The sequence below is a fragment of the Ruegeria sp. AD5 genome (genome assembly GCF_056542345.1).
The window spans coordinates 440,852-465,555 of the sequence record NZ_JBQFZR010000002.1; the positions used below are offsets into that span (position 1 = coordinate 440,852).

A 24,704-nucleotide genomic window follows, 5' to 3' on the forward strand; every position below is an offset into this window, starting at 1 on the left:
CAAGACGATGTGACAGGGCGGGGCCATGAGCGATACCACAGCAATCGCAGATCTGACAGAAGATGAAGCACGGGAAGAATTGGCCCGGCTCGCCAACGAACTGCTGCGGGCAAACCAGCTTTATCACACTGAAGATGCTCCAGAAATTTCGGATGCCGACTATGATGCTCTCAAGCGTCGCAATGCCGAGATCGAGGCGCGATTCCCCGAACTGAAACGCTCCGACAGCCCTACTGAACAAGTGGGCGCACGCGTTTCAGATGGATTTGCAAAAGTGACCCACGCCGTGCGTATGATGTCACTGGGCAATGCGTTTGATGACACGGATGTTGCCGATTTTGACCGCTCGATCCGCAAATATCTGGGACTGGGAGATGAGGCACCGCTCGCCTATACAGCTGAGCCCAAAATCGACGGCCTGTCATTATCCCTGCGGTATGAGCAGGGTGAACTGATGCAGGCTGCAACACGTGGTGATGGTGAGACCGGTGAAAACGTTACCGCAAATGCGCGTACGCTTTCCGATATTCCACACCGAATTGAGGGTGCACCAGACGTTCTTGAGGTTCGCGGCGAGGTCTACATGTCTCACCATGATTTCGAGGCTTTGAACGCACGTCAGGTCGAAACAGGTGGAAAGACCTTTGCAAATCCGCGCAACGCTGCGGCTGGTTCGCTCCGTCAACTGGATTCCGAAATAACACGATCTCGCCCGCTGAAATTCTTTGCCTACGCCTGGGGTGAGTTGTCTGCACCGCTAGCTGAGACTCAGATGGACGCAATTGATCGCCTCAAAACCTTGGGGTTCCAGGTCAATGCGCTGACAAGGCGTTGCTCAACGACTAATGAGATGTTGGAACATTACCGTCAGATTGAAGCTCAGCGCGCGACCTTGGGCTATGACATTGATGGGGTCGTATACAAGGTCGATGATCTGAGTCTGCAGGCCCGGCTGGGTTTCCGATCTACCACGCCCCGCTGGGCGATTGCGCACAAATTTCCTGCCGAACTGGCTTGGACGCGGCTTGAAGCCATCGACATTCAGGTGGGTCGTACGGGCGCGCTTAGCCCGGTAGCGCGCCTGCATCCGGTAACCGTTGGCGGGGTAGTTGTTTCGAACGCGACCCTACACAATGAAGATTATATTGCAGGGCGGGACGCCAAAGGCGGGGTCATTCGTGAGGGCAAGGATATTCGCGTTGGAGATTGGGTTCAGGTCTATCGGGCCGGGGATGTGATCCCGAAAATCTCGGATGTTGATCTGTCGAAACGACCCGATGATGCGCGGCCCTTCGCTTTCCCGACGAAATGCCCGGAATGTGACAGCGACGCGATCCGGGAAGAGGGGGATGCGGTCCGCCGCTGCACAGGGGGGCTGATATGTCCCGCTCAGGCGGTTGAAAAACTCAAACATTTCGTATCGCGCAAGGCGTTCGATATCGAAGGGCTTGGCGCAAAACAAATCGAGATGTTTTTTGGCGATCCTCTTCTGCCAATAAACACACCCGCTGACATATTTACATTGAAAGATCGTGACACCGAAAACCTGGCTCGGTTGAAAAACCGCGACGGCTGGGGCGAGACATCGGCCAGCAACCTGTTCGCAGCGATCGATGATAAGCGGACCATACCGTTCGCCCGTCTGTTGTTCGCTCTGGGGATTCGTCATGTGGGCGAAGTTGGGGCACGAGATTTGGCGTTGTTTTATCGGGAATGGGATGTAATGGCGGCCTCCATTGATACGGCCCGGCCTGCCGCGCTTGCGCAGCGTGCAGCCGATGAAGCGGAAGACGCCGAGAGAATCGCGGCTACTGCAGAAGCGAGACGCGCGAAAGTTAAAGAAGTTCGGGATGCGGCTTTCGTGCGAATGGATGTTTCGACAGATGCCGCCAGCGCCTGGGCTGATCTGATTGGTATCGACGGAATCGGCGCCACGCTCGGGTTGTCACTATCTGATGCGTTTGCCAATTCGGAGGAACGCCAAGCATTTGATGATCTGCGTAAACATCTGACGGTTGTTCCACCAGAGGCTCCTGCGTCAGACAGTCCGGTCGCAGGAAAAACCGTCGTGTTTACGGGAACGCTTGAAAAAATGACACGCGCCGAGGCCAAGGCCCGCGCCGAAGCGCTGGGGGCCAAGGTATCCGGCTCGGTCAGTCAGAAAACTGATTTGCTCGTGGCGGGCCCGGGCGCAGGGTCCAAGGCGAAAAAAGCGGCTGATCTGGGCATCGAAACCTTGGATGAAGATAGCTGGCTTCAACTGATTGGCGATCTATGAGCGGCAGGCCTGAACAGCTCTTTCCGCTGTTTGCGGGTCTTGAAACACTAGATGGTGTGGGGCCGAAGACCGCGCAGCTTCTGGGCCAATTAGGGATCGATTCACCGCGCGATGTATTGTTTTCGCTACCCTATGCGGTGATTGACCGGCGGCGACGCGATACGATTCAGGGCGCCGACCTTCCGACGACTCTGACTGTTGAGGTGACAATCGGCGCGCATCGAGCATCGCGGAACAAAGGGGGCGCATATCGCATTCATGTTGAAGACAGTCAGGCGGATTTCCAACTGGTGTTTTTTCATGCCCGAGGGGACTATCTGAAGAGGCTGTTGCCGGAGGGCGCACGCCGGGTGGTATCGGGAAAGCTTGAGCTGTTCGATGGCATGGCTCAGATGGTACACCCCGATCATATGGTCGCGCCTGAAAACGCAGGCGAATTGCCCGAGTTTGAGCCAGTTTATCATCTGACGCAGGGTGTAACGCAAAAAACTGCCTATAAAGCTGCTCAAAGCGCGTTGGCGCGAGTACCTGCATTGGCCGAATGGGCCGACCCCGCTCAGGTGGCACAACAGAATTGGCCTGATTGGGCAACTGCTATTCACGCGGCGCATCACCCGCAGGGGGCGGACGACGTAGCACCTTTTTCGCCCGCGCGGGAACGTCTGGCTTACGATGAGCTGCTCGCACATCAACTGACGCTGGCCCTGGCACGACAGCGTGAGCGTAAAGCGCGAGGGATCGTCAGTCTCGGCACCGGCGTGTTGCAATCCAAGGTGCTGGCAAGCCTTCCATATCGACCAACCGGAGCGCAGACACGCGCGATCGAGGAAATCTCGGCAGATATGGCCGCTGAGACGCGGATGAACCGGTTGCTTCAGGGCGATGTGGGGGCAGGAAAGACTCTGGTAGCATTTGTTTCGCTGCTTATAGCCGTCGAAGCTGGCGGGCAGGGGGTGATGATGGCCCCTACCGAAATCCTTGCCCGGCAGCATCTTGAAGGGCTGCGACCATTGGCAGAAGAAGCCGGAGTTGTGCTGGAAATCCTGACCGGGCGCGACAAGGGGGCTGAGCGTCGAGCGAAGCTGGCTGCGCTGAAGCAGGGAGATATTCAGATATTGGTCGGTACCCACGCGGTGTTTCAGGACGATGTTGAATTCAAAGCGCTAAGACTGGCCATCGTTGATGAGCAGCACCGTTTTGGCGTCCGCCAACGCATGGAGCTGTCCGAAAAGGGCCAACGCGCGGATGTGCTGGTGATGACCGCTACGCCCATCCCGCGCAGTTTGGCGCTTGCGCAGTACGGCGATATGGACGTCTCGGTGCTGGATGAAAAGCCGCCGGGTCGTAAACCGATCAAGACCGCAGTCGTCAGCACGCAACGCATGGACGAAGTTGTGGCCCATCTGCGCGGTGCGATTGATGCAGGCAAACAATGCTATTGGGTGTGCCCATTAGTCGATGAATCCGAGGTCTCGGACCTGACTGCAGCTGAAGAGCGTTTCAAAAGGTTGCGCGCGATCTTGGGGGACGATGTGGTGGGTCTGGTACACGGCCAAATGCCGCCCGCCGATAAAGACGCGGCAATGGCGGCGTTTCAGAGTGGTAAGACCAAAGTCCTTGTCGCTACTACGGTGATTGAGGTTGGGGTGAACGTGCCCAACGCCACGATCATGGTGATTGAGCGGGCAGAGATTTTTGGTCTGGCGCAGTTGCATCAGCTTAGGGGCCGAGTTGGACGTGGTGAAGATGCCTCAACCTGTTTGTTGATGTATCAACCACCGCTTAGCGAGGGTGGTCGCAAACGGCTGGAGGTACTCCGAGAAACTGAAGACGGCTTCCGCATTGCTGAGACCGATCTACAGATGCGCGGTGCGGGTGACCTTATCGGAACGGCTCAATCTGGTTTGCCAAAGTTCCGGATTGCTGATCTTGAAAGGCAAGCTGGGCTGATGGCGGTGGCGCAATCAGATGCGCGCGCTTTGCTGTCCGCAGACCCCAAATTGACCTCGGATCGGGGGCAGGCTGCGCGTGTTCTTCTGTGGCTTATGAAGCAGGATCAGGCGATCCGTTTGATATCAGTGGGTTAGACCGAGAATCCCACTAAGTTCACAAATGTTCTCAAAAAGTTCTTTACCGACTCGTTGAAATATGAGAACAAAAGGTCAACAAAGGATTAAACCTGACCGGAGGTGAGACCATGCTGAGCCAGATCAAAACTGCCTTTACCCGTTCACAATCCACGATTTTGCAGGATGCAGCGGGCGCGGTTTCACTGGTTGTGATGCTGGTGGTTGCCCTTCACCTGCCAACCGGGTTCTAAGCCTTTCTGCCTGCGATCTCGTGCCGATCACACCGCGCTTGTCTCCCCGTCATAGTCAAGGGTGACCTGCCTGTCCCATTTCCCTTGAAGGGGCCTGCCTCGGCCCCGTGCGGTGATCCGGACCCTACATGAGAAACGCATGACTTGCCGCCGCCCTTTCCGCCCGGAAGGTGCGGCGGTTCTTTTTACAGCTGTCCGGTTTTGATGATTTCGATCGTGGCGGATAGAACTGAATTTACGGCGACGGATGCAAGGATCATCCCCATCACGCGGCTGATGATCGCCGCGCCGGAATGCCCGATCAACCGGATGATCGGCTCGGCCAGCAGCATCAGCACAAACGCTATGGCAATAACGACCAACATAACCAGTGCAGTGATGCTCTGATCGGCGACGCTGTATCGGTTGTTGTCCGTTAGAACCACTATCGCCAGCATCGCGCCCGGTGACGCAAGCGAAGGGACGGCCAAAGGGAAAATGGCCGGATTGGTCTTGTGCATTTTGTCGTCCAAGTCTTCTTCGGCCTGGCGCTGCTCGATCACCTGTTTGCTTTCGCCAAAGATCATGGTCAGAGCGAAGAGAAACAGAATAATTCCGCCTGCAACCTGAAACGAGTTAAGGCCGATATCCAAAGCCTCGATCACAAGTTGCCCAAAGATCAGAAAGAACAGCAGAATGCCTGCGCTGACCAACGCGGCCAGTAAAGCAGTTTTACGACGCGCACCCGTCGCGATTCCAGCAGTGACAGCGATAAAGACGGGGATGGTGCCGATCGGGTCGATCACGACCCAGAGCGTCACAAAATGTTCCAGCAAATTGTTCACGTTAGCCCCCCCCAATCATTGGGGGCACCCTATACGGCTTTGTATGGAAAAGCCAATCAGGCGCAGTTGGCTTGTTCGGCCTGCTCCATCGCCTCGGCGGTCGCGTCAAGCGCCAGCAGGATTGACGCGTGGCGGTTCTTGTAGTCCCGCGCGGGCATCAGAACTTCGAGCCCGTCAAAGGGCGCCTCGGGGGCAGGGCCGTCTTTCTTCAGCATTGCGGAAAGCTGATCACGTGCGGTTTCGACCTGCGACCGCGTCGCCCCGATCACGGCGCTGCCTACGACCGAAGCCGAGGCCTGACCCAACGCACAGGCCTTGACGTCTTGCCCAAAGTCCACGATCCGCCCATCTTCGAGCTTGACGTCTACAGTCACGGTCGATCCACACAAAGGGGCTCGTTTCTTTACCGTCGCATCGGGATTATCCAAGCGATCCAGATGAGGAATATCCGCAGCTAGCGCCAAGATGCGTCCGGAATAGAGCTTGATCAGATCGGTTTCGCCGCTCATGGCTTTCCCTCGTTGTCCATTCCCCATACATAATGGCGGGATTCTGGGATGCAAAAGGTTTTTGCGATGGCTGACGCAGTCTTGTTCGATCCGTCGACACTGAAATTCAATGAGGCGGGTTTGATCCCCGCGATCGCACAGGACGAAGCGACGGGCGAGGTTCTGATGATGGCCTGGATGAATGTCCAATCCATCGAGCGCACGTTGGGAACCGGACGGGTTACGTATTGGTCGCGGTCGCGACAGGCGTTCTGGATCAAGGGCGAAAGCTCAGGCCACTTTCAGGCCCTGGTGGATTTTCGCGTCGATTGCGACAGGGATTGCCTGCTGATTGTGGTGAACCAAACGGGGCCAGCCTGTCACACCAATCGGCGAAGTTGTTTCTACACGGCCGTCCGCGATGGGACCGAAGTCGAGCTCATGAAGCCGATGGAATAGTGGGGCCTCTGATGGTGGTCAGGTCAAATGCCCACCATCTCTCTGATTTCAGCGGGAGATGCTCCTTGTTCGCGATAAAGCGAGATGGCGCGTGCGTCGTCACGTTTCGCGAGGCGTTTGCCGTTGTTGTCCCGGATCAGACGGTGATGATGATAAACAGGTGTCGGCAACCCAAGCAGCCCTTGTAAAAGGACATGTATCTGCGTGGCATCGAACAAATCCTCGCCCCGGACCACATGGGAGATGTTCTGGTCCGCGTCATCAACCACAACGGACAAGTGATACGAACTGCCCATATTGCGCCGAACGAGAATGATATCGCCAACCGCGTTCATGAGGTTGTGCGCATCAAGCTCATGCGTTCCCAAATACTTCGCACCAGTTTCACAAAATCCACGAAGTTCGGATGCCTTGATAGCCTTGTGCATGTTCAGGCGCAGAACATCCCCATCTGAAGCATCCGACAAAGGGCGGTCGCGGCACGTGCCTGGATAGATGCGCCCGTCAGGTCCGAACTGGGGTACACCTTCCTGCGGAGCATCGGCCGCAGATTCGATATCGGCACGATTGCAGCTGCAAGGGTAGACAAGGCCCATGTTTTTCAGAATTTCCAATGCCTCTCTGTATCGCGGCAGCCTGTCCGACTGGCGCATCGCCGGGTGCGGCCAGCGCAGTCCAAGCCAGTGCAGGTCGTCGTAGATCTGGGTTTCCCAATGGGACCTGGATCGCGATTGATCAATATCTTCGATCCGTAAAAGAAATGATCCACCCGCAGCCCGTGCCTGATCAAACGCAAGAAGCGCGGAATAGGCATGCCCCAAATGCAGCGGACCTGTTGGCGATGGCGCAAAACGCGTTGTGAATATCACTTTTTTTCAACAACATATACGTCAGATTTCATGTCCACACCCGGTAGATGCGGACCGTATTCGCGGAATAACAGCCTTGCGTGACCCATGTCCAGCCAGTCGTTCAGCCGCCCGGTGTAAGTGCGGTCAGCCAAAGTGTGATCGTTGAAGGAAAACGCCAGATATCCGCCACGTGGCAGCGCGTTCATAAGTAGATCAAAGGTTTCAGGCGGCGCGGCACCAACGCCGATGACGCCAATGCATGTTATGGTTGAGTAAGCCTCGGCCTCAATGGGGTTGGGATCAGTAACTTCGAAGTTTATCAAGTTGCGATAAACCCCCTTGGCAGCGGCACCTTCCAGCATCTTTGGTGTTGGATCCATCCCATCGATGACACGAAAACCCGCCTTGCGAAGTGCTAAACCCGACAACCCGGTACCGCATCCGTAGTCCAGCACCGGCACATCAGCATCTGAGACAAAGGATTTCAATGCTGCCGCAACACGGTCCGGGGTGACATATCCGTGCTCACCGACTTCATCATCGTATGAGGCCGCCCATTTTTGGTAGTGATCGTGCGTTTCCTGGGCAGAATTCAGATTGTATGTGTCTTTCAGAAACTTATCGCTCATACCTTACATGTTAGGCGCAGGCTGGGGGCGACGTCCAGTCAACACTGCTTTACCCAATCGCTCCAGACTTCTTTTGCGCGATCGGTATAGGCCTTGTAGCGGTCCTTGCGGCCTCGGCGCCCCCCCTTCAGGCCGTCGACCGGACGAAACAAACCGAAATTCACGTTCATCGGCTGGAAGGTCTTGGCTTCGGCGCCGCCCGTGATGTGGTGGATCAATGCGCCCATCGCACTGTCTTGCGGTACGTCGGGAAGGGATCGGCCTAGTATTTCGGCAGCGGCCAAACGGCCTGCCAAAAGGCCCATCGCTGCGCTTTCCACATACCCTTCCACCCCCGTGATTTGCCCCGCAAAACGAATATTTGGCCTAGACTTAAGCCGCATCTGCGCGTCCAGCAAAGTCGGAGAGTTGATGAAAGTATTGCGGTGAATGCCACCCAATCGCGCAAAGCTGGCATTTTCCAGACCCGGTATCATACGAAATACCTCGGTCTGCGCTCCGTACTTCATCTTGGTTTGAAAACCGACGATATTGAACAACGTGCCCAAGGCATTGTCGCGCCGCAATTGGACGACGGCATAAGGTTTTACGTCCGGTTGATGCGGATTTGTCAGGCCAACAGGTTTCATCGGGCCATGGCGTAAAGTTTCACGACCGCGCTCGGCCATAACCTCGATCGGCAGACAGCCGTCGAAATAACCAGCGGTCTCTCCCTCGTGGAATTCGGTCTTATCTGCAGCCAGCAGCGCATTAATGAAGGCTTCGTGCTGGTCACGATCCATCGGACAGTTGAGGTAGGCGGTGCGCTCTTCCTCAGTCTCGCCCTTATCGTAGCGTGACTGCATCCAGGCTTTGCTCATATCAATGCTGTCTGCATAGACGATGGGGGCGATCGCGTCGAAAAAGGCCAGCGCCTCGGCACCAGTCTCTGCGCGAATGGCTTCCCCCAATGCGGGCGAGGTCAACGGCCCGGTTGCAAAGATCCACTTTCCGTCTTGGGGTAGACTGGTTACTTCTTCCGCTGAGACCGAGACCCGTGGATGGGCCTTCAGCTTGGCAGTTACGGCTTCGGCAAAAGGATCACGGTCAACCGCAAGCGCGCCACCCGCAGGCAGGCGATGGCTATCTGCGGTCGTCATGATCAACCCGTTTGCCGCGCGCATTTCCCAATGCAGCAAGCCGACTGCGTTCTGTTCATCATCATCCGATCGGAATGAGTTCGAACACACCATCTCGGCCAGATTGCCGGTCTGGTGTGCAAACGTGCCCACATTAGGACGCATTTCGTGGATCACAACATCCACGCCCATTTCCGCTGCCTGCCAGGCGGCCTCGGACCCGGCCATGCCGCCGCCCACGATATGCAATGTCTCTATCATGTGCTGCCAAATAGGGCAGAGCAGCGCCATGCGCAATGCGCAGTAATGGCTTTAGTTCTGAGGGGGATTCTTGGGGTCGCCGCTGCGGGAATGTCAACGCCGGTGAGAGAAACCAGCTTGGAGGGACCTTCCGCCCACGGCGACCCAAAAGTATGGTCAGGCCTTGGCCTTGACCCAGCTTTGCCACAGTGTCGCCCTTTTGAAAAGTGAAAAAATGCGAACAGTCGGCAAAAATGAATTAAATAATTGCGTTACTGGTGCCAATCAGGCGGGCGCTTTTCGATAAAGGCACTAATTCCTTCCTCAGTATTCCGGTCCATCATATTCTGTGCCATTACCTCGGCGGTATAATCGTATGCCTGATCAGTCCGCATTGTAATCTGTTGATAAAAAGCGGTTTTACCGATTTTCACCGCACTGCTGAGCTTGCCTGCCAACTTCTCGGCCAACGCATTGGTTTCATCTTCCAACAAGTTCTCGGGAACCGCTCGATTGATCAGACCCAGCTCAGCCGCGCGTTCGGCGGTGATAAAATCACCGGTCGTGAGCATTTCAAACGCCTGTTTCCGCGGTATATTCCGGCTGAGAGCCACCATCGGAGTGGAGCAGAACAAGCCGATATTGACACCATTTACGCCGAACCGTGTACCCTCGGCCGCGATTGCCAGGTCACAGGTTGCTACAAGCTGACACCCTGCGGCAGTGGCGATCCCGTGCGCTTGGGCGATCACGGGTTGGGGCAGGGACTGAATGGACATCATCATCTTGGCACATCGGTCGAACAGATCCTGAAAATAGGAAAGCCCACCATCGGGTGCCTGCCGCCCCTGGGTCATCTGTTTCAGATCGTGCCCCGCGCAAAAGGCTTTCCCCGCACCGGAAAGAACAACAACACGAATCGACTTGTCTTCGCGCAGCGCATCGAACTCTGCCTGCAGTGCCGCCAGCATTTCATCGCTGAGGGCGTTCAACCGCTCAGGCGCGTTCATTCGAAGCCGTGCAATCGCACCTGTGTCGTTACGTTCCAGAATTGCCATCTTGCCCTCCCGCTGGCGTTCAGGCCAACTCTAGGCGGGCAGAGCGACGAGGGGAAGCATGTCATTAGCACTGAACAAACAAGAATTGACGGAATACCTGGCACAGGTGTTTCCACAGGTTCATAGCGACTTTGTCGTCGAGGATCTGACAGAAGCCAACATCACCATGCGCCTGAGGGTCGAAGACCGTCACCTGCGCCCCGGAGGCACAGTATCTGGTCCGTCCATGTTCGGGCTGGCCGATGTCAGTGTATATGCAATGGTTTTGGCACGGAAAGGTCGGCAATCTCTGGCTGTCACCACCAACAGTTCTCTGGATTTCTTGCGCAAGCCCGAAGGCGGGGCGGACCTGATTGCTGAGTGTAAGTTGTTGAAATTAGGTCGTACACTGGCTGTTGGGGATGTGCTGATTTACTCGGTGGGCTCTGACAAGCCCGTCGCGCGGGCCAGCATGACCTATTCGCTTCCTCCAGAAGGCTCAGCCGCTGCTGCCTTTGGGTAAAAAAGGCCGGGGATAAACCCCGGCCAGGAAGAGGTCCCTTAGATGGGACTGGGGATAGTCTATTTCATCCAGAAATAGCGGCTGACTTCTGAATCTGCCCGATGGCGGGTCAGCCCGACATCGCGGAGCAGCCTGTCATCCAGCTTACCTAAGTTTACCCGGCTGCGGCGACGTTGTTCCCATTGTGTGACCGACGCCGCAAACCGCACGGCCAGCGCGGCGATCAGCGGCAGCCGAGGGCTGTCGTTCAGCAGCAAGAGGGCGGGGTTGTGCATTGCGCGTGTCATCTTGGGTATCCTTTCAAATTGTATTGACACAAAGTAAATATGTTCGGTACACTGCCTTGATACATTCAGCATTGTGTCGAAATCAAAGGAAGAATTGTAATGGATACAATTTGGCCAGAGGCGTTACCGAAATCCAAAGGTCCAAAATATACTCTGGTCGCTGACACGATCCGAAAAGCGATAGAAAACAAAACACTGGAGGTTGGAAAGAAACTACCTCCGGTGCGTGAGTTAGCGTATCGATTAAAGATTACACCAGGCACTGTCGCGCGCGCCTATACGATCCTGACCGATGAAGGTTTGCTACAAGCCGAGGTCGGGCGTGGTACATTTGTAGCCCCGCCGAGATCGCCCATTCTGGATGATGTCTGGTCGCGGCAGCTACATCTGAGGGACGACAAATATGAATCCAATGTCAGCCTGTTCAGCCCACGCTTGCCGGATGTGGGGCAGGTGACATTAATCCGCGAATGCCTTGAAAAGGTTGCAAAAGGCGATCCGCGGATGTTTATGAACTATCCGACCCGAGATGCCTACCTACCCCTGCGCCAGGTTGTGGCCGACTGGTTGTCAGATCTTCCTCTGGGCTCAATTAATGCAGATGACATTGTACTGACACATGGTGGGCAAAGTGGCATTTGCGTTGTGTTCCAGACCGTTCTGAAAGATCCAAAACCCATCGTGTTGGTTGAGGACTTGTCTTATGCCGGGTTCAGACGGGCAGGTGAGTTGATGCGCGCCGAGGTTGTCGGGGTAAAAATGGACAAATGGGGCATTAGCCCTGAAGCGCTGGACCACATACTCAGGCAAACGAAGGCGCAGGCGATCTGCGTCTCACCCGAGGTGCAGAACCCGACGGGCGGGCATTCTCCGTTGGAGCGACGCAAAGAAGTTGTTGAGATCGCGCGTAAGTATGAACTGCAGATCATCGAAGACGATTGCTATCGCATGGGCGAGGCCCGCGCGCCCAGCTATCGTGCTTTGGCACCCGAACGGGGCTGGCATGTTTCGTCAATTTCGAAAACTCTAACACCAGCATTACGGGTAGGTTTCGCCATCGCACCGAAAGAGCAGAGCGTCGATCTGCGGCGTTCTGCAGAATACGGGTATTTCGGGCTCGCCCAGCCTTTGGCTGAGTTGACGCGGTTACTGTTGGGACATCCAGAGGCGAGGCAACTTGCAAAAAACGTTCGCTCCAAGATGGGCGAATATGTACGTGTGGCGGTAAACGCCCTGGGTGGCTTCGATCTAAACTGGGATTCTGAGATTCCCTTCGTCTGGCTTCATTTGCCTTCCGGTTGGCGGTCTGCTGCGTTCAGCCGGGCGGCCGAGCGGGAAGGTATTCAGCTGCGATCGGCCGATGAATTCGCGCTGCGGGATGGTCGCGCGCCAAATGCCGTTCGTATAGCGGTGAATGGGCATGTCTCGCTCGAGAAGTTCGAAGATGCCATGCTGCGTCTGCGCGCGCTGCTCGATAACCCACCCGAACAAATAAGCGTCTAGCCGCTATTGCACTGGGGCAGGGTCACCGAAAAAGCCCGACAAATGAGAAATCTTACCATCGGCATCGAGACGAATGAAATCATGTCCGGCCACCATAATGGAACCATCGGGAGCAACCATATGCCAGGTGAAGTGGACCACATCATGGTGTGAATTCGGCTCACTGGTCAGCTCAACTCGGCCCTTTGTATCACTCAGAACTGCTCCGATATGGGCATTGAGTTGATCTCTGCCGGAAACTTCTGCAGTTGGATCGACGTAACGACCAGTTTGTGCAAAACACTGCTCAAGAAGGCTCAGTCGCTTTTCGGGATCGGTCGACTGCCATGCCGCACCATAGGCAGCGATAACCTGTTCCAATTCTTGCATAGCCACCTCCGACATTGGATGATCTTGGTTGAGTCTAGCTTAGCTAAACTACGTAAAGTTGGATATGCCGAAGAAATTTTGGGGTAAAATAATACCTATTTTATAAGTTATTGTTATTGATAGATATATTATACTTTGCCTGTATTGACCTGCATAACTAGTAGGTCTAAACCCCCTCCATCGAATTCGGGCCGCTCCGCCAAGGGGCGGTCTTTCACATCAAACAGGACTATCCTGCCATGAAAACCTTTTCTGCAACACCTGCAGACATCGACAAGAAATGGATCCTGATCGACGCCGAGGGCGTTGTTCTGGGCCGTCTTGCCTCGATCGTCGCCATGCGCCTGCGTGGCAAGCACAAAGCGTCGTTCACACCCAACATGGACATGGGCGACAATGTCATCGTGATCAACGCTGACAAAATCCAGATGACCGGCAAGAAGCGCGAAGAGAACTTCTACTGGCACACTGGCCACCCGGGCGGCATCAAGTCGCGCACCAAGCAGCAGATCCTTGAGGGTGCACACCCCGAGCGCGTCGTGACCCAAGCGGTCAAGCGCATGCTGCCGGGCAACCGTCTGGCGCGTCAGCAGATGACCAACCTGCGCGTTTATGCTGGTGCCGAGCATCCTCATGAGGCGCAAGCGCCCGAAGTTCTGGACGTAAAGTCCATGAACAAGAAAAACACCCGGAGCTAATGACCGATGGCTGATCAGATCAATACTCTCGAAGAGCTGAGCGCCGTCGCAGGCGTTGAAACCGTGGCCGAAGAAGTTATCGTACGTGAACCCGTACGTGACGAGCTGGGTCGTTCCTACGCCACCGGCAAGCGTAAAGACGCTGTTGCCCGCGTCTGGATCAAGCCGGGTTCCGGCAAGGTCACCGTAAACGGCAAGGATCAGGACAAGTATTTTGCGCGTCCCGTTCTGCAGCTGATCCTGCGCCAGCCGTTCCAGGTTGCTGGTGTGGAAGGTGAGTTCGACGTTGTTGCAACCGTCAAAGGCGGTGGCCTGACCGGTCAGGCCGGTGCGGTCAAGCACGGCATCTCGAAAGCGCTGCAACTGTACGATCCCAACCTGCGTGGCGCTCTGAAAGCCGCTGGCTTCCTGACCCGCGACAGCCGCGTTGTGGAACGTAAGAAATACGGTAAGCGCAAAGCGCGTCGTTCGTTCCAGTTCTCGAAGCGTTAATCTCTACGGATACCGAATTGGAAAGGGCTCGCAACTGCGAGCCCTTTTTCCTTGGTCGGTTTATTCTTCGTAAACCAGTTTCCACGCACCATTTTCGACGACGCTGACAAATACAGAGTCAGCACCCTGATGGTCATTGGGCCCATAGGTGATCTGGTTGCCGACCAACTCATCCATGTAATCCAGAGATTCCATCGCGGCAATGAAGCTATCATGCGTCAGATCAGGACCTGCAGCTTCAAGCGCTTTGACCATCATCTCGGCCGCTGAATAGCCCAGCATTGAAAATCCGACCGGGTCTTCGCCCGTAGCCTCTTTGTATTCAGAAATAAATGCTGCCGGGGCGGGCTCTTCGGCGCGCGCCCAGAGATCCAGCCACGAGGCCGCCGCATAGAAACCGTCGGTCACACCACCGGGCACCTGCGCCACCACGGTTAGGAAGCTGGCAGAGGTGCCGAGGAACTTCATGTCGGTCAGGCCCATTTTCTTGGCCGTTCCAACAACAGTGATTGCCTGACGCACGCCGAGCGCCATCGTGACGATGTCACAACCTTCTTCTTTAAGCTTGCTCAAGGACCCCACGAAATCCGTCTCGTCCGGTTTATGGGTGGTCTCAGCGCCGAAAGTGATGCCAGCCTCTTCGGCTCCCGCTTTGCTGCCTTCCAGAATTTCCTCACCGAAATCAGTAGGCAGGTACATGGTGCAAACGGTTTGCGATCCAAATTCACCGTTCAGATACTTCACCCCAATCCGAGCTTGATCGTAATAGGTCGAGAACGAGGTGAACTTGTTCTTCATCGGCTCTTGCAGCATTTGCCGCGCGGCGGTCAGAGGGGCGACGTTGGGAATACCTTTCGGATCCAGCAGCTTGAACCCAGCAACATTCATCGGCGTACCCAGCGACTGCAACATCGCGAAAACCTTGTCACGGTTCAGCAGCTTGTTATAGCCCTGCATCGCGCGTGGCATCTGATAGCCGTTATCCTCGACGACAAAGCGGATCTTGCGGCCATGCACGCCACCCTCGGCGTTGACGCGATCAAAGACCACATTTGCGCCTTTGGTGGCCGGAACGCCCACAGCAGCGAAGATGCCGCTGAGGTCGTTGACTGAGCCAATGACGATCTCGTCATCTGTCACGCCTTGTGTTTGCGCCCAGCTGATCGTGGCAGATGCAGTCAATGCCGTCGCTGCGGCAAGGCCCTTAAATAAGTGTTTCATACTTCTCCTCCCTGTTGGGTCGCCCCTTAACTAATTGTACATATCTTCAATGAGATGTGCGTGTTTCTTTTCCACCAGACCACGTTTGAGTTTCATCGTCGCCGTCAGCTCCTCATCTTCGGCAGTGAGCAACACGTCGATCAGCCGGAAATCCTTGATCTGTTCGACCCGCGCAAAGTCCTTATTAACCGCTGCGATTTCCTCGCCGATCAGCTCCGTCACTTCGGAAGCAGCACAAAGGGAAGAAAAGTTCGAAAAGGGGATCTTGCGCTCTTGTGCGAATTTCTCGACATTTTCCTGATCGATCATGATTAGCGCCGTCAGATACTTGCGCCGATCCCCGATGATCACCGCGTCCGAGATATACTGGCTGAACTTCAACCCGCTCTCGATCTCTGCGGGCGTGACGTTCTTACCGCCCGCAGTAATGATGATGTCCTTGAGGCGCCCTGTGATGGTGACAAAGCCTTCCTCGTCGATATGCCCCATATCCCCAGTGCGCAGCCAACCGTCGCAGGTGAAGCTTTCGGCTGTTTTGGCATTGTTGCGCCAGTAGCCCTGAAAGACGTTCAGGCCTTTGACCTGAATTTCTCCGTCTTCCGCGATGCGCAGGTCGTTGCCAGGAACAGGTTTTCCAATGGTGCCGATCTTGTTGGCCTCAAGCGTGTTCAGCGCTGCTATGCCGGCGGTTTCAGTCATACCGAAGCCCTCGACAATGGGCACACCAATTGCCCAATACCACCTGAGCAAATCGGGAGAGATCGGCGCTGCACCAGAGCCGCCTCGGCGGAGACGATCTAAGCCCAGCATCCGGCGCAGGTTGCGCAGAACAAGCCGATCCCAAAGCCAGAACTGCATAGCGATCGGTGCTGGAACAGGTTTGCCTGCAAGGATAAATTCGGCCCGCGCCATTCCAGACTTGAGCGCCTGTGCAAAGGCGAAGCGCCCTGTGGGCGTTGCTTCTTTCGCCATGAACATGACCTGCGAGTAGATCTTCTCCCACACGCGCGGGACGGCAGTGAAGGTGGCGGGAGAGACCTCTTGCAGGTTGGAGAACACTGTCTCGGGGCTTTCAGCGAAATTCACAGTAGTCTTCATCGCAAGCGGGTAGTAGATCGACACGTCGCGTTCGAGGATATGACAGAGCGGCAGAAAACATAGCTGTTCGTCGGTTGATTGGGAGGGCAGGGAATGCGCCCCTGCCTCAATCGCGGCCATGATGTTCTCATGGCTTAGCATGGCGCCTTTGGGATTACCGGTGGTACCTGACGTATATATGAGCAGGGCGGTGTCTTGTGACGTGGTTTCAGCGATTTCTGCTTCGAATGCGCCGGGTTCATCGACCTCAGCTTGCTGCCCCAGAGCATACAAGTCCTCGATCATCATGCAACGCGGATGATCCAGGTCGTGCAGGCCTTCATCCTCAAGGATAATGACCTTGAGCAGATCGGACAGATCCGCCTCGACTTCGAGGAACTTGTCCAACTGCTCTTCATCTTCAACGATCAGAAACCGGCTGCCACTGTCATTGATCAGGTATTTTAACTGGCTGGCCGAATCTGTGGTGTAGACGCCCGAAGCAATCCCTCCGACACACTGGATGCCCATGTCGAACCACGCCCATTCCTTGCGGTCTTCGGACAGGATCGAGACAACCTCGCCACGTTGCAGACCCAGCTTGCGCAGGGCCAGCCCGATCCATTTGGCGTGTTGCCAGTAGTCGGCCCATGAGTAGGATTTCCAGATGCCGAAGTCCTTCTCGCGATGCGCCGTACGCGGTCCCAGTTCGGCACAGCGTTTCTGGAATAACTCGCATATCGTGACACAGCCATCGACTCGCAGGGGTCTCTGACCTGGCGTAGCGTTGAACTGCACACCGTTGATACTGGTCTGAGGGGGCAGGGGGCTTGCGTCCATCCAGCTCACCTCCACGTCTTTTTGCGTTTCCAGCGGCGGTTTTCTCGCGCGCCTTCTTCCTGAACGCCCAGATAGAAGTTCTGAATGTCCTCGGATTGCAGCAAGGTTTCAGCCGCACCATCCATAACGATCCGTCCGATTTCCATTACATAGCCATGATGGGCGAGTGCCAGTGCCGCATTGGCGTTCTGCTCGACCAGCATCATTGTCATGCTCTGTTCGTCATTCAGGCGTTTGAGAATGCCAAAAATCTCTTGCACCAGCAGCGGCGATAGGCCCAGCGAGGGCTCATCCAGCAGCATGATACGCGGGTTAGCCATCAGGCCGCGCCCAATCGCCAGCATCTGCTGTTGCCCGCCGGACAGAGTGCCAGCCTCTTGATTGCGGCGGTCTTTCAGCACAGGAAAGTAGGAAAACACCAGATCGCGGTCATGATCGATCTGTCCTTTATCCGACAGGGTATAAGCCCCAAGGTTCAGGTTCTCGTCGACGGTCAAAAGTGGAAAGACCTCGCGTCCCTCGGGCACATGGACGATGCCTTTTTGCACGACCTTGTGAGGTTCCGATCCCTGTATTTGCTGACCGTCAAATGTGATTGAACCTTTTTCGGGATCCATCACGCCTGAGATTGTTTTCATCAGCGTTGTCTTGCCCGCGCCATTTGCGCCCAGGATTGAAACGACCTGCCCTCGATGCACGTCCAATGACACGCCACGAATGGCCATGATCGGGCCATAAAAGCTTTCAACATTGCGAATGCTAAGGATCGGTTGGTTCATGAAGCTTTGCCCAAATAGGCCTCTACCACAGCAGGATGAGATTGAACTTCGGCTGGGGTTCCAAGGGCAAGCTTCGCTCCGTCGGCCATGGCAAGAACCCGGTCGGATACGCCCGAGACCAGACCCATATCATGCTCTACCATAAGCACGGTAATGCCCATCTGACGCCGGATGTCATCGATCCACCAACGCATATCTGTGGTCTCTTCCACCGATAGGCCCGAGGCGGGTTCATCCAACAGCAGGAGTTTTGGATCGGTGGCCAACGCTCGGGCGACTTCGACCACCTTACGCACGCCATAGGGTAAGCCCGAGATCATCTTGTCACGAAAGGCCTGGAGGTCGAGGAAGTCGATGATCTCTTCTACCTTTTCTCGGTTCTCGATCTCCTGCCTGCGAGCTGAGGGCGAGAACAGAATTTCCGAGATCAGATTGGTTTTGCGGTGCCGGTGGCGCCCGACCAGGAGGTTCTGCAAAACGGTCGCATGTTCGAACAGTTCAATGTTCTGGAACGTCCGCGCGACGCCATAGGCCGCGACACCCGAGGGCTTGATACGCAGCAGATCATGCCCGTCAAAGTGGATCGCACCTGCATAAGGATCATAGAAGCGCGAAATCAGGTTGAAGACCGTTGATTTGCCTGCGCCGTTGGGACCGACGATGGCGAACACCTCACCTTCTTGCACGTTGAAGGACAGATCATCCACAGCAGTCAGACCGCCGAATTTCAGGGTAACGTTTTCAAACTCCAGCAAGCTCATCTCAGACGCTCCGTCTTGAGATAGGACTTTTGTCTTTTGAACATGTCCTTGCGGTAGAAGGGGAACAGTTCGAACCACGTCCGGATTTTTAGCCACCGACCATACAGACCCATCGGTTCGAACAGAATAAAGGCGATCAGGATCATGCCGAAGATGCCGAATTCGAGCCCCGGAATGGCGACCGTATTGCCGCCAAACAGGGCTGCTGCGTATTCTTTTGAAATCGACAGAAACTGCGGTAGGAAACCGATCACGATTGCGCCCAAAAACGCGCCATGGATCGAACCCAGACCTCCGATAACGATCATCATCAGCAATTGGATGGAAATTACGACACTGAAGGTCTCGTTATTGAACGCCCCAGAGAACATACCCATCAATGCGCCTGCTAGTCCGGTGACCGCGCAGGAGAGGGCGAAAGAGATCGTCTTGGTGCGCGCGATATCCACACCCATCGCCTGCGCTGAGACCTCAGAGTCTCGTACGGCGATGAAGCTACGGCCCAAGGGCGCGCGCAATAGGTTGATATAGCCCAGTGTCACGATAACGGCGACGGCCAGCACCAGCCAGAAAAACGGGGCCGGGGTGGCCCAACGATCGACCAGATATCCGAAGATTTCGACACCACCCAGATATTTACCCGCGACACCTCCGGTGACGGGTTCGGCCAGAACGATGATGTCGTCCATGAGCACAGACAGAGCCAGGGTGAAGATCGCAAGATAGATGCCATGCAGGCGCAGGGCAGGGATGGCGACGGTTGCTCCGACGATGCCGGTCAACAGGCCCGCCAACGGGAACGCCAGCAGAAAGGGCACCCCAGCCTCAATCAGGATGACATTGGCATAGCACCCAACGGCCAGAAAGGCGGCATGGCCAAGGCTGGCCTGCCCGGTATGGCCGGTTAGGATCATCAAGCCCAAACCCGCGATGGCCCAGATCAGAACATTGGTCAGTTCGCCAAGATAAAAGTCATCCAACCACCACGGCGCAGCGGTTACGACCGCCAACAGGATCAGATAGAGGCTGAGCTGATAGCCATCCTTCCAAGGGCGAATGTCCTGCATATAGTTTGTTTTGAAAACAATCCGCATGCGATCAGACCTTCTTGACCCGCACCTGGCTGAACAGCCCATGCGGTCGAAAGATCAGAACTGCCAGCAACAGCGCATAAGGCGCGATCTGACTGTACCCGGCTGCGATATAGCGGCTGGCAAAGGGCTCGATTACGCCGACGATTAGCCCGCCGGCCAAAGCGCCAGGCAGGCTGCCGAATCCGCCTATCACAGCTGCTGCAAATGCCTTGATTCCCAGAAGCCCAGTTGTGGGATCGACCGAGCCTTTGGCCGCGAACAAAATTCCGGCAATCCCGGCGACAACTCCGGCCAATGCCCAGATTAAGCCCTGAACCCGCTTAACCGGTATCCCCATGTAATATGCCGCCAACTGGTTTTGAGACGCACCTTGCATGGCAAGCCCCAGCTTGGTCTTGCTGAAGAACACATAAAGACCCCAGGTCAGTAGGACGGTGACAACAATCACGGCCACGTCCTCCATCCCCAGCACAAGACCACCGAACCGGATTTCCTTACCAGCCAATGGGTTCTGCAGCGTTTGCGGCTCGTGCCCCCAGATCAGACCAGCTGCAAACCTGATCACAAAGCCCAAGGCGATGGTTAGGATCACCACGGCAGTCTGACTTTCGCCAAAGACGCGGCGGATGATCAGCCGATCGATCAGATACCCAAGTGCGCCCATAATCCCCAGTGAAATCGGTAGCGCCAGCCAGAAGGGCAGCCCCATATATTCCGTATTCGTAAGGCCAATGGTGACAAACGCACCCAGCATCATGAAATCGCCCTGCGCAAAATTCACTGCCTCGGTGGCTTTGTAAATCAGTACAAAGCCAAGGGCGATCAGGCCGTAGACACAACCATTCGCCAGCCCGCTAATCAGCAGCTGTGCGTTATCCAATCTCACCCTCCCTAAGCCGGTTAAGTCCGGCGCTTTGTTCTACTATGGAGTGATTATCACCTTCCCGTCACTCTTTTTCAGAGCATCCGCCAGATTTGGCAGCACTTCTCGTAGCGAAAGCCGTGCGGAAACATCTGTGCGCCAGCGCCCATCTGCAAATCGCGCCTGCACTTCGCTGACAACTCGCATTTGATCAGCCGGGGGTGTGTCCATCATCCAGCGGGTCAGCCAGAAGCCCTCGATCCGTTTGCTCATGAAGATCAACTGGCCCATCTGGGTCAACTTCGGCATTTCCGTACTGAGTTTCCCATAGCAAACCCACCGCGCGCCATTGGGCATCGCGCAGAACACCTGCTCTGACAGTTGGTCGGCAACCGCGTCGAGAAAAACACGAGGTTTCAGATCTGCACTGATCGTGGCAAACCGCGTCGGCGCATCCGTATCGCTGGTCACGACCACCTCTGCCGCACCCAGGCCTTTTAACATCTCGACCGTTTCGGCGCGCCGCACCAGAGCGATCGGTTTCAACCCAAGATCCCGTCCAAGGCTGCACATCAACTTACCAAGCTGGCTGGTGGCGGCAGAGACCACAAAAGCCTCGCCCTCAGCCCGTGCGATATCCACCATCGCCATTGCGGTTAGCGGGTTTACGATCTGCGCCGCCCCGTCCTCATCCGAGATTTCGGGGCGCAAGGGGATACACATCTGGGCCTGCGTCACAACATATTCGGCCCAAGCACCAGAGCCTGCAGCCACAAAGGCCACGCGCTGATCCAGCAGGGCGTCAGCCCCGGTACCGGTGGCAACAACATCTCCGCACCCCTCGAACCCTGCTGCGGCGCCTTTGACCCGCGGCTGACCATATTCTCCTTTGATAAAATGGATATCTGAAGGATTCACCGAGGCAGTGCGCACTTTGATCAACACTTGTCCCGCCTTTGGGACAGGTACAGGCAGTTCAGCCTCCGCTAACCAGTCCGAGGCATTCTCCAGCGTCGGTCCCGTGGCTGTGCCGGAATATCCGTCCTGCGTCTGAACAACGGCAAACATGGTGTAAGGCAGGGTGGTCATCGTTCGATCCTTCTTTGATGCGAGTTCAGCACGAGGCCTTCATCGTCACAATGTAACACACTGACAAAAGGTTTTATTTTTTCAAAACAATCTCAAGAAAGCAATCAAACACGGTGAGCTATGTCAATTGGGTAATGCCGTAATGTGACGCAAATTAAGTCGCATCCCGACCGGGTGAACCAGCCCTCTTAGGGCTGGTTCTGGAATTGATCACTGCTGCGTCATCAGATTGCGCAGATCCTGTATCTTCGCGACAACCAGCTCAGGCGACGCTTTGATCTCGTCGAGGATCTTCATAACCTGTGTTTTGATGTCCTGAGACAAGGCGCTTTCCTGAACCGACGTGACGATTGCGTCATAGTCGAAATTCTGCGCGGTCAGCATGCCGTCCTGAACCCACGAGTTGAACAGTTCCTGCCCCTGACCGGCAAGCGCTGCGACCTGATCGCCAGCTGCTGAGGCTGCATCATTGGCCTGCTCGGTCAAAGAAGTGGCAGCGTCGCTGGCCTGTTCCGATACCGAAGATGCAGCTTCCGAGGCCTGATCAGCAATCGAGGACGCAGCCTCGGATGCTTGTTCAGTCGCCGCCTCAACGGCATCAGCAGCGCCCTCTTGTATTGCCGAGGCTGCTTCACCAACCGCCTCTGAGGCATCTTCAGCCGCCGATTGCAACTGCTCGGCAGGGGTTGGTTCAGGTTTTGTGGCGAAATAGTAAGCGCCTCCGCCGATAACGGCGATGGCTACGATAAGTAAAAGACGCGACATTGGATGTCTCCTTCAAATGATGTGTCGCTCAGATGGGGTTAAGGTACGTTAAAGCAAAGGGGAAAACACGTGAGTTTGCAGCATATTGCGGGTTTGAGCCACACTGCGCTGATTGACACTGCAGGCAGTGGCAACATCATGCCATCCATTGCAGGAATCGCAACACAAGCAAAGAAACAGCCTTGAAGGATGAATTGATTTATGGCGGAGAGACAGGGATTCGAACCCTGGGTGGGCTTGCACCCACAACGGTTTTCGAGACCGCCCCGTTCGACCACTCCGGCACCTCTCCGCGGGGGTCTGTGAGGGGGGGATTTAGTGGTGAACGGGCAGGGGTGCAAGCAGAAAATACCGGATTTTGACGATAGTGGGATTTTCCATTGCCAGAGGTAAGAAAACACCTAGGCTGATATGTATGACTTACTTTATACGCCAGTTCGCAATCAGCCTCATCCTTCCAATTTTCTCGCTTGGTGTCATGGCCTCGCCATCTCAGGCCGCCAGTCAGGATCAGATTGAGGCGTTTCTGACCACGACAGGGTTTGACGTTGCCTTGGAAAGCATAGCGCAGGCCTCTGCTTCGGCCCCGCAGATGCTGGGTATCGACCCTGACGGCTTCGGATCGGATTGGGCGCGTCTGACCGAAGAGGTGTTTGATACCGCTTTGATGCACGAAACGGCCGTCTCGATCCTTGAACAGACGCTTAGCGAAGAGGCGCTGGTCCACGCGGTCTCGTTTTACGCCTCGGAGTTGGGGCAAAGACTGGTCGTTGCTGAAAACGCCGCTCATATGGATGACGATGATGATGCAAAACAACTGGCCGGGCAAGAAATCGTCTCGAAGTTGATAAAAGAAGGCTCATCTCGTGTTGAAAGCCTGAAGCGCATGAACCGTGCGGTGGACGCCAGCGGAACCTCGCTGCGCGCGCTGCAAGAGATTCAGGTGCGGTTTTTACTGGCCGCAAGTGCGTCTGGCATTATCGACATGCAACTGAGCGGAGATGAACTGCGCGCGATGATCCAACGCAATGAAGGTGAGTTGCGTCGATCTCTGCAACTGTCAGCTTTGGCAGGGGCGGCTTACACCTACCAGGATTTCTCGGATGAGGATGTCGACGCCTATGTTGACGCTCTGGAACAGCCTCTGATGCAGGAGGTCTATGAGCTGTTGAATGCGATCCAATATGAAATCATGGCGATGCGGTTCGAAGTATTGGCCGCCCGCATGGCCGAATTGCGCCCGGCACAGGATATCTGATGCGAGTTTTAGCTGCGGCACTCTGTTTGACGATCTGGGCGCTGCCTCTGGCCGCAAGCGAGCGTGCTGAAAGACTGATGCATGCGATGCATATTTTGGATTTTATGAAAATTCTTAGTGAAGAAGGCGTGGCGCAAGGGCATGCAATCAACGAGTCGATGCTGGGCAGCTCAGGAGGAGCCTATTTTTTGGCGCAAGTTGAGGATTTGTACGATCCGACCACGATGCACCAACAACTTTCGCTGTCGGTTGGCGAGATGATGTCCGATGTGCAGATAGAACAAGCTTCGATCTTTTTTGAAAGCGAACTGGGGCAAAGCATCGTTTCTCTGGAAAACTCGGCGCGCCGGGCCATTGCAAATGACGCGATCGAAGAGATGGCACGCAGCGCTTACGAACAGGTTGATCGCGAGGGCATGTTTTTTCGTCTTGTAGATGAATATGTGCAGGTCAACGACCTGATCGAGAAAAATGTGCAAGGCACCATCAGCGCTGATTATAGTTTTTACCAAGGATTAGCCTCCGGGCAAAGTGCCCTGTTCGACGATGCATCCGTGTTGCAGGAACTGCTATCTCAGCATGAGAACACCAGGGCGGAGACAACTGAATGGATGTACTCGTTCCTTTTATTGGCCTATCAGCCGTTGAACGAGTCTCAGATGCGAGAGAACATCGCCTTTTCCCGAACCGATGCGGGTCGGGCCTTGAATTCCGCTTTGTTCATGGGTTTTGATGAAATGCTAAACGGCATCTCTTACCAGCTTGGTCAAACCGTCGCGCAAGCCATGAAAGCGTCGGATCTCTGAGCCGCAGATTTTCGGATCTCTGAGCCGCGGATTTTT

25 protein-coding genes, 1 tRNA gene and 1 pseudogene are annotated in these 24,704 nt (G+C 55.5%); 10 read left to right on the forward strand and 17 right to left on the reverse strand.

Annotation, left to right across the window (positions count from 1 at the left end; all coding sequences use genetic code 11):
- The first annotated feature begins 25 nt into the window (after positions 1-25).
- The 3 genes from ligA (at position 26) to ACR0JG_RS10745 (ending at position 4,598) form a co-directional block, all read left to right on the forward strand.
- Positions 26-2,278 carry an NAD-dependent DNA ligase LigA gene (gene ligA / locus ACR0JG_RS10735; protein WP_480569659.1) on the forward strand — a complete coding sequence of 751 codons (2,253 nt, stop codon included), beginning with the start codon at positions 26-28 and terminating at the stop codon, positions 2,276-2,278.
- Positions 2,275-4,365 carry an ATP-dependent DNA helicase RecG gene (recG, locus tag ACR0JG_RS10740; protein WP_480569662.1) on the forward strand — a complete coding sequence of 697 codons (2,091 nt, stop codon included), beginning with the start codon at positions 2,275-2,277 and terminating at the stop codon, positions 4,363-4,365. Before ligA ends, recG begins: the two co-directional genes overlap by 4 nt.
- A 110-nt stretch (positions 4,366-4,475) precedes the next feature.
- Positions 4,476-4,598, forward strand: a complete 123-nt coding sequence (locus ACR0JG_RS10745) for a hypothetical protein (protein WP_255612104.1) — start codon at positions 4,476-4,478, stop codon at positions 4,596-4,598.
- Between the two features lie 185 nt (positions 4,599-4,783).
- On the opposite strand, the gene ACR0JG_RS10750 is transcribed toward ACR0JG_RS10745, so the two are convergent.
- Complete coding sequence (locus ACR0JG_RS10750) at positions 4,784-5,422, reverse strand: MarC family protein (RefSeq protein WP_170393121.1); 639 nt, start codon at positions 5,420-5,422, stop codon at positions 4,784-4,786.
- 56 nt (positions 5,423-5,478) lie between these two features.
- The gene (locus ACR0JG_RS10755) at positions 5,479-5,931 is read right to left on the reverse strand and encodes an iron-sulfur cluster assembly scaffold protein (protein ID WP_170405662.1); all 453 of its coding nucleotides are present in this window, start codon (positions 5,929-5,931) and stop codon (positions 5,479-5,481) included.
- Positions 5,932-5,979: 48 nt separating this feature from the next.
- On the opposite strand from ACR0JG_RS10755, the gene hisI reads away from it, so the two are divergent.
- Positions 5,980-6,369 (forward strand): phosphoribosyl-AMP cyclohydrolase, encoded by a 390-nt coding sequence (gene hisI, locus ACR0JG_RS10760; RefSeq protein ID WP_170405665.1) that lies wholly within the window; start codon positions 5,980-5,982, stop codon positions 6,367-6,369.
- Between the two features lie 23 nt (positions 6,370-6,392).
- On the opposite strand, the gene gluQRS is transcribed toward hisI, so the two are convergent.
- From gluQRS to ACR0JG_RS10780, 4 genes and pseudogenes are all read right to left on the reverse strand, one after another.
- A complete protein-coding gene (gene gluQRS, locus ACR0JG_RS10765; RefSeq protein WP_223118068.1) occupies positions 6,393-7,238 on the reverse strand; it encodes a tRNA glutamyl-Q(34) synthetase GluQRS in 846 nt (281 codons plus the stop codon).
- Positions 7,235-7,849: a class I SAM-dependent DNA methyltransferase gene (locus tag ACR0JG_RS10770; RefSeq protein WP_480569665.1), complete on the reverse strand. Its 615-nt coding sequence runs from the start codon at positions 7,847-7,849 to the stop codon at positions 7,235-7,237. The genes gluQRS and ACR0JG_RS10770 overlap by 4 nt, the downstream gene beginning before the upstream one ends.
- Before the next feature lie 38 nt (positions 7,850-7,887).
- Complete coding sequence (trmFO, locus tag ACR0JG_RS10775; RefSeq protein WP_480569668.1) at positions 7,888-9,228, reverse strand: methylenetetrahydrofolate--tRNA-(uracil(54)-C(5))-methyltransferase (FADH(2)-oxidizing) TrmFO; 1,341 nt, start codon at positions 9,226-9,228, stop codon at positions 7,888-7,890.
- A gap of 251 nt (positions 9,229-9,479) precedes the next feature.
- Positions 9,480-10,274 (reverse strand): annotated as a pseudogene (locus tag ACR0JG_RS10780) (enoyl-CoA hydratase); the annotation flags it as partial.
- A gap of 49 nt (positions 10,275-10,323) precedes the next feature.
- Here ACR0JG_RS10780 and ACR0JG_RS10785 point away from each other — a divergent pair.
- Positions 10,324-10,767: a PaaI family thioesterase gene (locus ACR0JG_RS10785; protein WP_223118064.1), complete on the forward strand. Its 444-nt coding sequence runs from the start codon at positions 10,324-10,326 to the stop codon at positions 10,765-10,767.
- A 59-nt stretch (positions 10,768-10,826) separates the two neighbouring features.
- Here ACR0JG_RS10785 and ACR0JG_RS10790 read toward each other — a convergent pair whose 3' ends face one another.
- Positions 10,827-11,054, reverse strand: coding sequence for a DUF1127 domain-containing protein (locus tag ACR0JG_RS10790; protein ID WP_170562784.1), 228 nt, complete (start codon positions 11,052-11,054; stop codon positions 10,827-10,829).
- Positions 11,055-11,153: 99 nt separating this feature from the next.
- Here ACR0JG_RS10790 and ACR0JG_RS10795 point away from each other — a divergent pair, with 99 nt between their 5' ends.
- Positions 11,154-12,557: an aminotransferase-like domain-containing protein gene (locus ACR0JG_RS10795; RefSeq protein ID WP_480569671.1), complete on the forward strand. Its 1,404-nt coding sequence runs from the start codon at positions 11,154-11,156 to the stop codon at positions 12,555-12,557.
- Between the two features lie 3 nt (positions 12,558-12,560).
- Here ACR0JG_RS10795 and ACR0JG_RS10800 read toward each other — a convergent pair whose 3' ends face one another.
- Positions 12,561-12,926, reverse strand: coding sequence for a nuclear transport factor 2 family protein (locus ACR0JG_RS10800; RefSeq protein WP_170817762.1), 366 nt, complete (start codon positions 12,924-12,926; stop codon positions 12,561-12,563).
- Between the two features lie 239 nt (positions 12,927-13,165).
- Between ACR0JG_RS10800 and rplM the strand changes: the two genes are divergently transcribed.
- A complete protein-coding gene (gene rplM, locus ACR0JG_RS10805; RefSeq protein ID WP_039536983.1) occupies positions 13,166-13,624 on the forward strand; it encodes a 50S ribosomal protein L13 in 459 nt (152 codons plus the stop codon).
- Positions 13,625-13,630: 6 nt separating this feature from the next.
- The gene (gene rpsI / locus ACR0JG_RS10810; RefSeq protein WP_010440030.1) at positions 13,631-14,116 is read left to right on the forward strand and encodes a 30S ribosomal protein S9; all 486 of its coding nucleotides are present in this window, start codon (positions 13,631-13,633) and stop codon (positions 14,114-14,116) included.
- Positions 14,117-14,176: 60 nt separating this feature from the next.
- Here rpsI and ACR0JG_RS10815 read toward each other — a convergent pair whose 3' ends face one another.
- The 9 genes from ACR0JG_RS10815 to ACR0JG_RS10855 form a co-directional block, all read right to left on the reverse strand.
- On the reverse strand, positions 14,177-15,337 hold the full coding sequence (locus ACR0JG_RS10815) for an ABC transporter substrate-binding protein (protein WP_480569674.1): 1,161 nt from the start codon (positions 15,335-15,337) through the stop codon (positions 14,177-14,179).
- Between the two features lie 30 nt (positions 15,338-15,367).
- On the reverse strand, positions 15,368-17,254 hold the full coding sequence (locus ACR0JG_RS10820; protein ID WP_480569677.1) for an AMP-dependent synthetase/ligase: 1,887 nt from the start codon (positions 17,252-17,254) through the stop codon (positions 15,368-15,370).
- A 5-nt stretch (positions 17,255-17,259) separates the two neighbouring features.
- Entirely contained in the window at positions 17,260-18,033 is a 774-nt protein-coding gene (locus ACR0JG_RS10825) for an ABC transporter ATP-binding protein (protein WP_480569680.1), read from the reverse strand.
- Positions 18,030-18,794 carry an ABC transporter ATP-binding protein gene (locus tag ACR0JG_RS10830; RefSeq protein ID WP_170421563.1) on the reverse strand — a complete coding sequence of 255 codons (765 nt, stop codon included), beginning with the start codon at positions 18,792-18,794 and terminating at the stop codon, positions 18,030-18,032. Before ACR0JG_RS10830 ends, ACR0JG_RS10825 begins: the two co-directional genes overlap by 4 nt.
- Positions 18,791-19,888, reverse strand: a complete 1,098-nt coding sequence (locus ACR0JG_RS10835; protein ID WP_480569683.1) for a branched-chain amino acid ABC transporter permease — start codon at positions 19,886-19,888, stop codon at positions 18,791-18,793. Before ACR0JG_RS10835 ends, ACR0JG_RS10830 begins: the two co-directional genes overlap by 4 nt.
- A gap of 4 nt (positions 19,889-19,892) precedes the next feature.
- Positions 19,893-20,768: a branched-chain amino acid ABC transporter permease gene (locus ACR0JG_RS10840; protein WP_170393104.1), complete on the reverse strand. Its 876-nt coding sequence runs from the start codon at positions 20,766-20,768 to the stop codon at positions 19,893-19,895.
- 42 nt (positions 20,769-20,810) lie between these two features.
- Positions 20,811-21,839, reverse strand: a complete 1,029-nt coding sequence (locus ACR0JG_RS10845) for a zinc-binding dehydrogenase (RefSeq protein ID WP_480569686.1) — start codon at positions 21,837-21,839, stop codon at positions 20,811-20,813.
- A gap of 210 nt (positions 21,840-22,049) precedes the next feature.
- Positions 22,050-22,604: a hypothetical protein gene (locus ACR0JG_RS10850; RefSeq protein ID WP_170393102.1), complete on the reverse strand. Its 555-nt coding sequence runs from the start codon at positions 22,602-22,604 to the stop codon at positions 22,050-22,052.
- A gap of 202 nt (positions 22,605-22,806) precedes the next feature.
- Positions 22,807-22,896, reverse strand: a tRNA-Ser gene (locus tag ACR0JG_RS10855).
- A gap of 123 nt (positions 22,897-23,019) precedes the next feature.
- Here ACR0JG_RS10855 and ACR0JG_RS10860 point away from each other — a divergent pair.
- Entirely contained in the window at positions 23,020-23,862 is an 843-nt protein-coding gene (locus ACR0JG_RS10860; protein WP_170421599.1) for a DUF2059 domain-containing protein, read from the forward strand.
- Positions 23,862-24,668 (forward strand): DUF2059 domain-containing protein, encoded by an 807-nt coding sequence (locus ACR0JG_RS10865; protein WP_480569689.1) that lies wholly within the window; start codon positions 23,862-23,864, stop codon positions 24,666-24,668. Before ACR0JG_RS10860 ends, ACR0JG_RS10865 begins: the two co-directional genes overlap by 1 nt.
- The last annotated feature ends 36 nt before the right edge of the window (positions 24,669-24,704 follow it).

What these genes read in the sequence shown, in the direction of transcription:
- ligA (WP_480569659.1), top strand. Translation starts at nt 26, where the DNA reads ATGAGCGATACCACAGCAATCGCAGATCTGACAGAAGATGAAGCACGG.
- recG (WP_480569662.1), top strand. Translation starts at nt 2,275, where the DNA reads ATGAGCGGCAGGCCTGAACAGCTCTTTCCGCTGTTTGCGGGTCTTGAA.
- ACR0JG_RS10745 (WP_255612104.1), top strand. Translation starts at nt 4,476, where the DNA reads ATGCTGAGCCAGATCAAAACTGCCTTTACCCGTTCACAATCCACGATT.
- ACR0JG_RS10755 (WP_170405662.1), bottom strand. Translation starts at nt 5,931, where the DNA reads ATGAGCGGCGAAACCGATCTGATCAAGCTCTATTCCGGACGCATCTTG.
- hisI (WP_170405665.1), top strand. Translation starts at nt 5,980, where the DNA reads ATGCAAAAGGTTTTTGCGATGGCTGACGCAGTCTTGTTCGATCCGTCG.
- ACR0JG_RS10770 (WP_480569665.1), bottom strand. Translation starts at nt 7,849, where the DNA reads ATGAGCGATAAGTTTCTGAAAGACACATACAATCTGAATTCTGCCCAG.
- trmFO (WP_480569668.1), bottom strand. Translation starts at nt 9,228, where the DNA reads ATGATAGAGACATTGCATATCGTGGGCGGCGGCATGGCCGGGTCCGAG.
- ACR0JG_RS10785 (WP_223118064.1), top strand. Translation starts at nt 10,324, where the DNA reads ATGTCATTAGCACTGAACAAACAAGAATTGACGGAATACCTGGCACAG.
- ACR0JG_RS10790 (WP_170562784.1), bottom strand. Translation starts at nt 11,054, where the DNA reads ATGACACGCGCAATGCACAACCCCGCCCTCTTGCTGCTGAACGACAGC.
- ACR0JG_RS10795 (WP_480569671.1), top strand. Translation starts at nt 11,154, where the DNA reads ATGGATACAATTTGGCCAGAGGCGTTACCGAAATCCAAAGGTCCAAAA.
- ACR0JG_RS10800 (WP_170817762.1), bottom strand. Translation starts at nt 12,926, where the DNA reads ATGCAAGAATTGGAACAGGTTATCGCTGCCTATGGTGCGGCATGGCAG.
- rplM (WP_039536983.1), top strand. Translation starts at nt 13,166, where the DNA reads ATGAAAACCTTTTCTGCAACACCTGCAGACATCGACAAGAAATGGATC.
- rpsI (WP_010440030.1), top strand. Translation starts at nt 13,631, where the DNA reads ATGGCTGATCAGATCAATACTCTCGAAGAGCTGAGCGCCGTCGCAGGC.
- ACR0JG_RS10815 (WP_480569674.1), bottom strand. Translation starts at nt 15,337, where the DNA reads ATGAAACACTTATTTAAGGGCCTTGCCGCAGCGACGGCATTGACTGCA.
- ACR0JG_RS10820 (WP_480569677.1), bottom strand. Translation starts at nt 17,254, where the DNA reads ATGGACGCAAGCCCCCTGCCCCCTCAGACCAGTATCAACGGTGTGCAG.
- ACR0JG_RS10825 (WP_480569680.1), bottom strand. Translation starts at nt 18,033, where the DNA reads ATGAACCAACCGATCCTTAGCATTCGCAATGTTGAAAGCTTTTATGGC.
- ACR0JG_RS10830 (WP_170421563.1), bottom strand. Translation starts at nt 18,794, where the DNA reads ATGAGCTTGCTGGAGTTTGAAAACGTTACCCTGAAATTCGGCGGTCTG.
- ACR0JG_RS10835 (WP_480569683.1), bottom strand. Translation starts at nt 19,888, where the DNA reads ATGCGGATTGTTTTCAAAACAAACTATATGCAGGACATTCGCCCTTGG.
- ACR0JG_RS10845 (WP_480569686.1), bottom strand. Translation starts at nt 21,839, where the DNA reads ATGACCACCCTGCCTTACACCATGTTTGCCGTTGTTCAGACGCAGGAC.
- ACR0JG_RS10850 (WP_170393102.1), bottom strand. Translation starts at nt 22,604, where the DNA reads ATGTCGCGTCTTTTACTTATCGTAGCCATCGCCGTTATCGGCGGAGGC.
- ACR0JG_RS10860 (WP_170421599.1), top strand. Translation starts at nt 23,020, where the DNA reads ATGACTTACTTTATACGCCAGTTCGCAATCAGCCTCATCCTTCCAATT.
- ACR0JG_RS10865 (WP_480569689.1), top strand. Translation starts at nt 23,862, where the DNA reads ATGCGAGTTTTAGCTGCGGCACTCTGTTTGACGATCTGGGCGCTGCCT.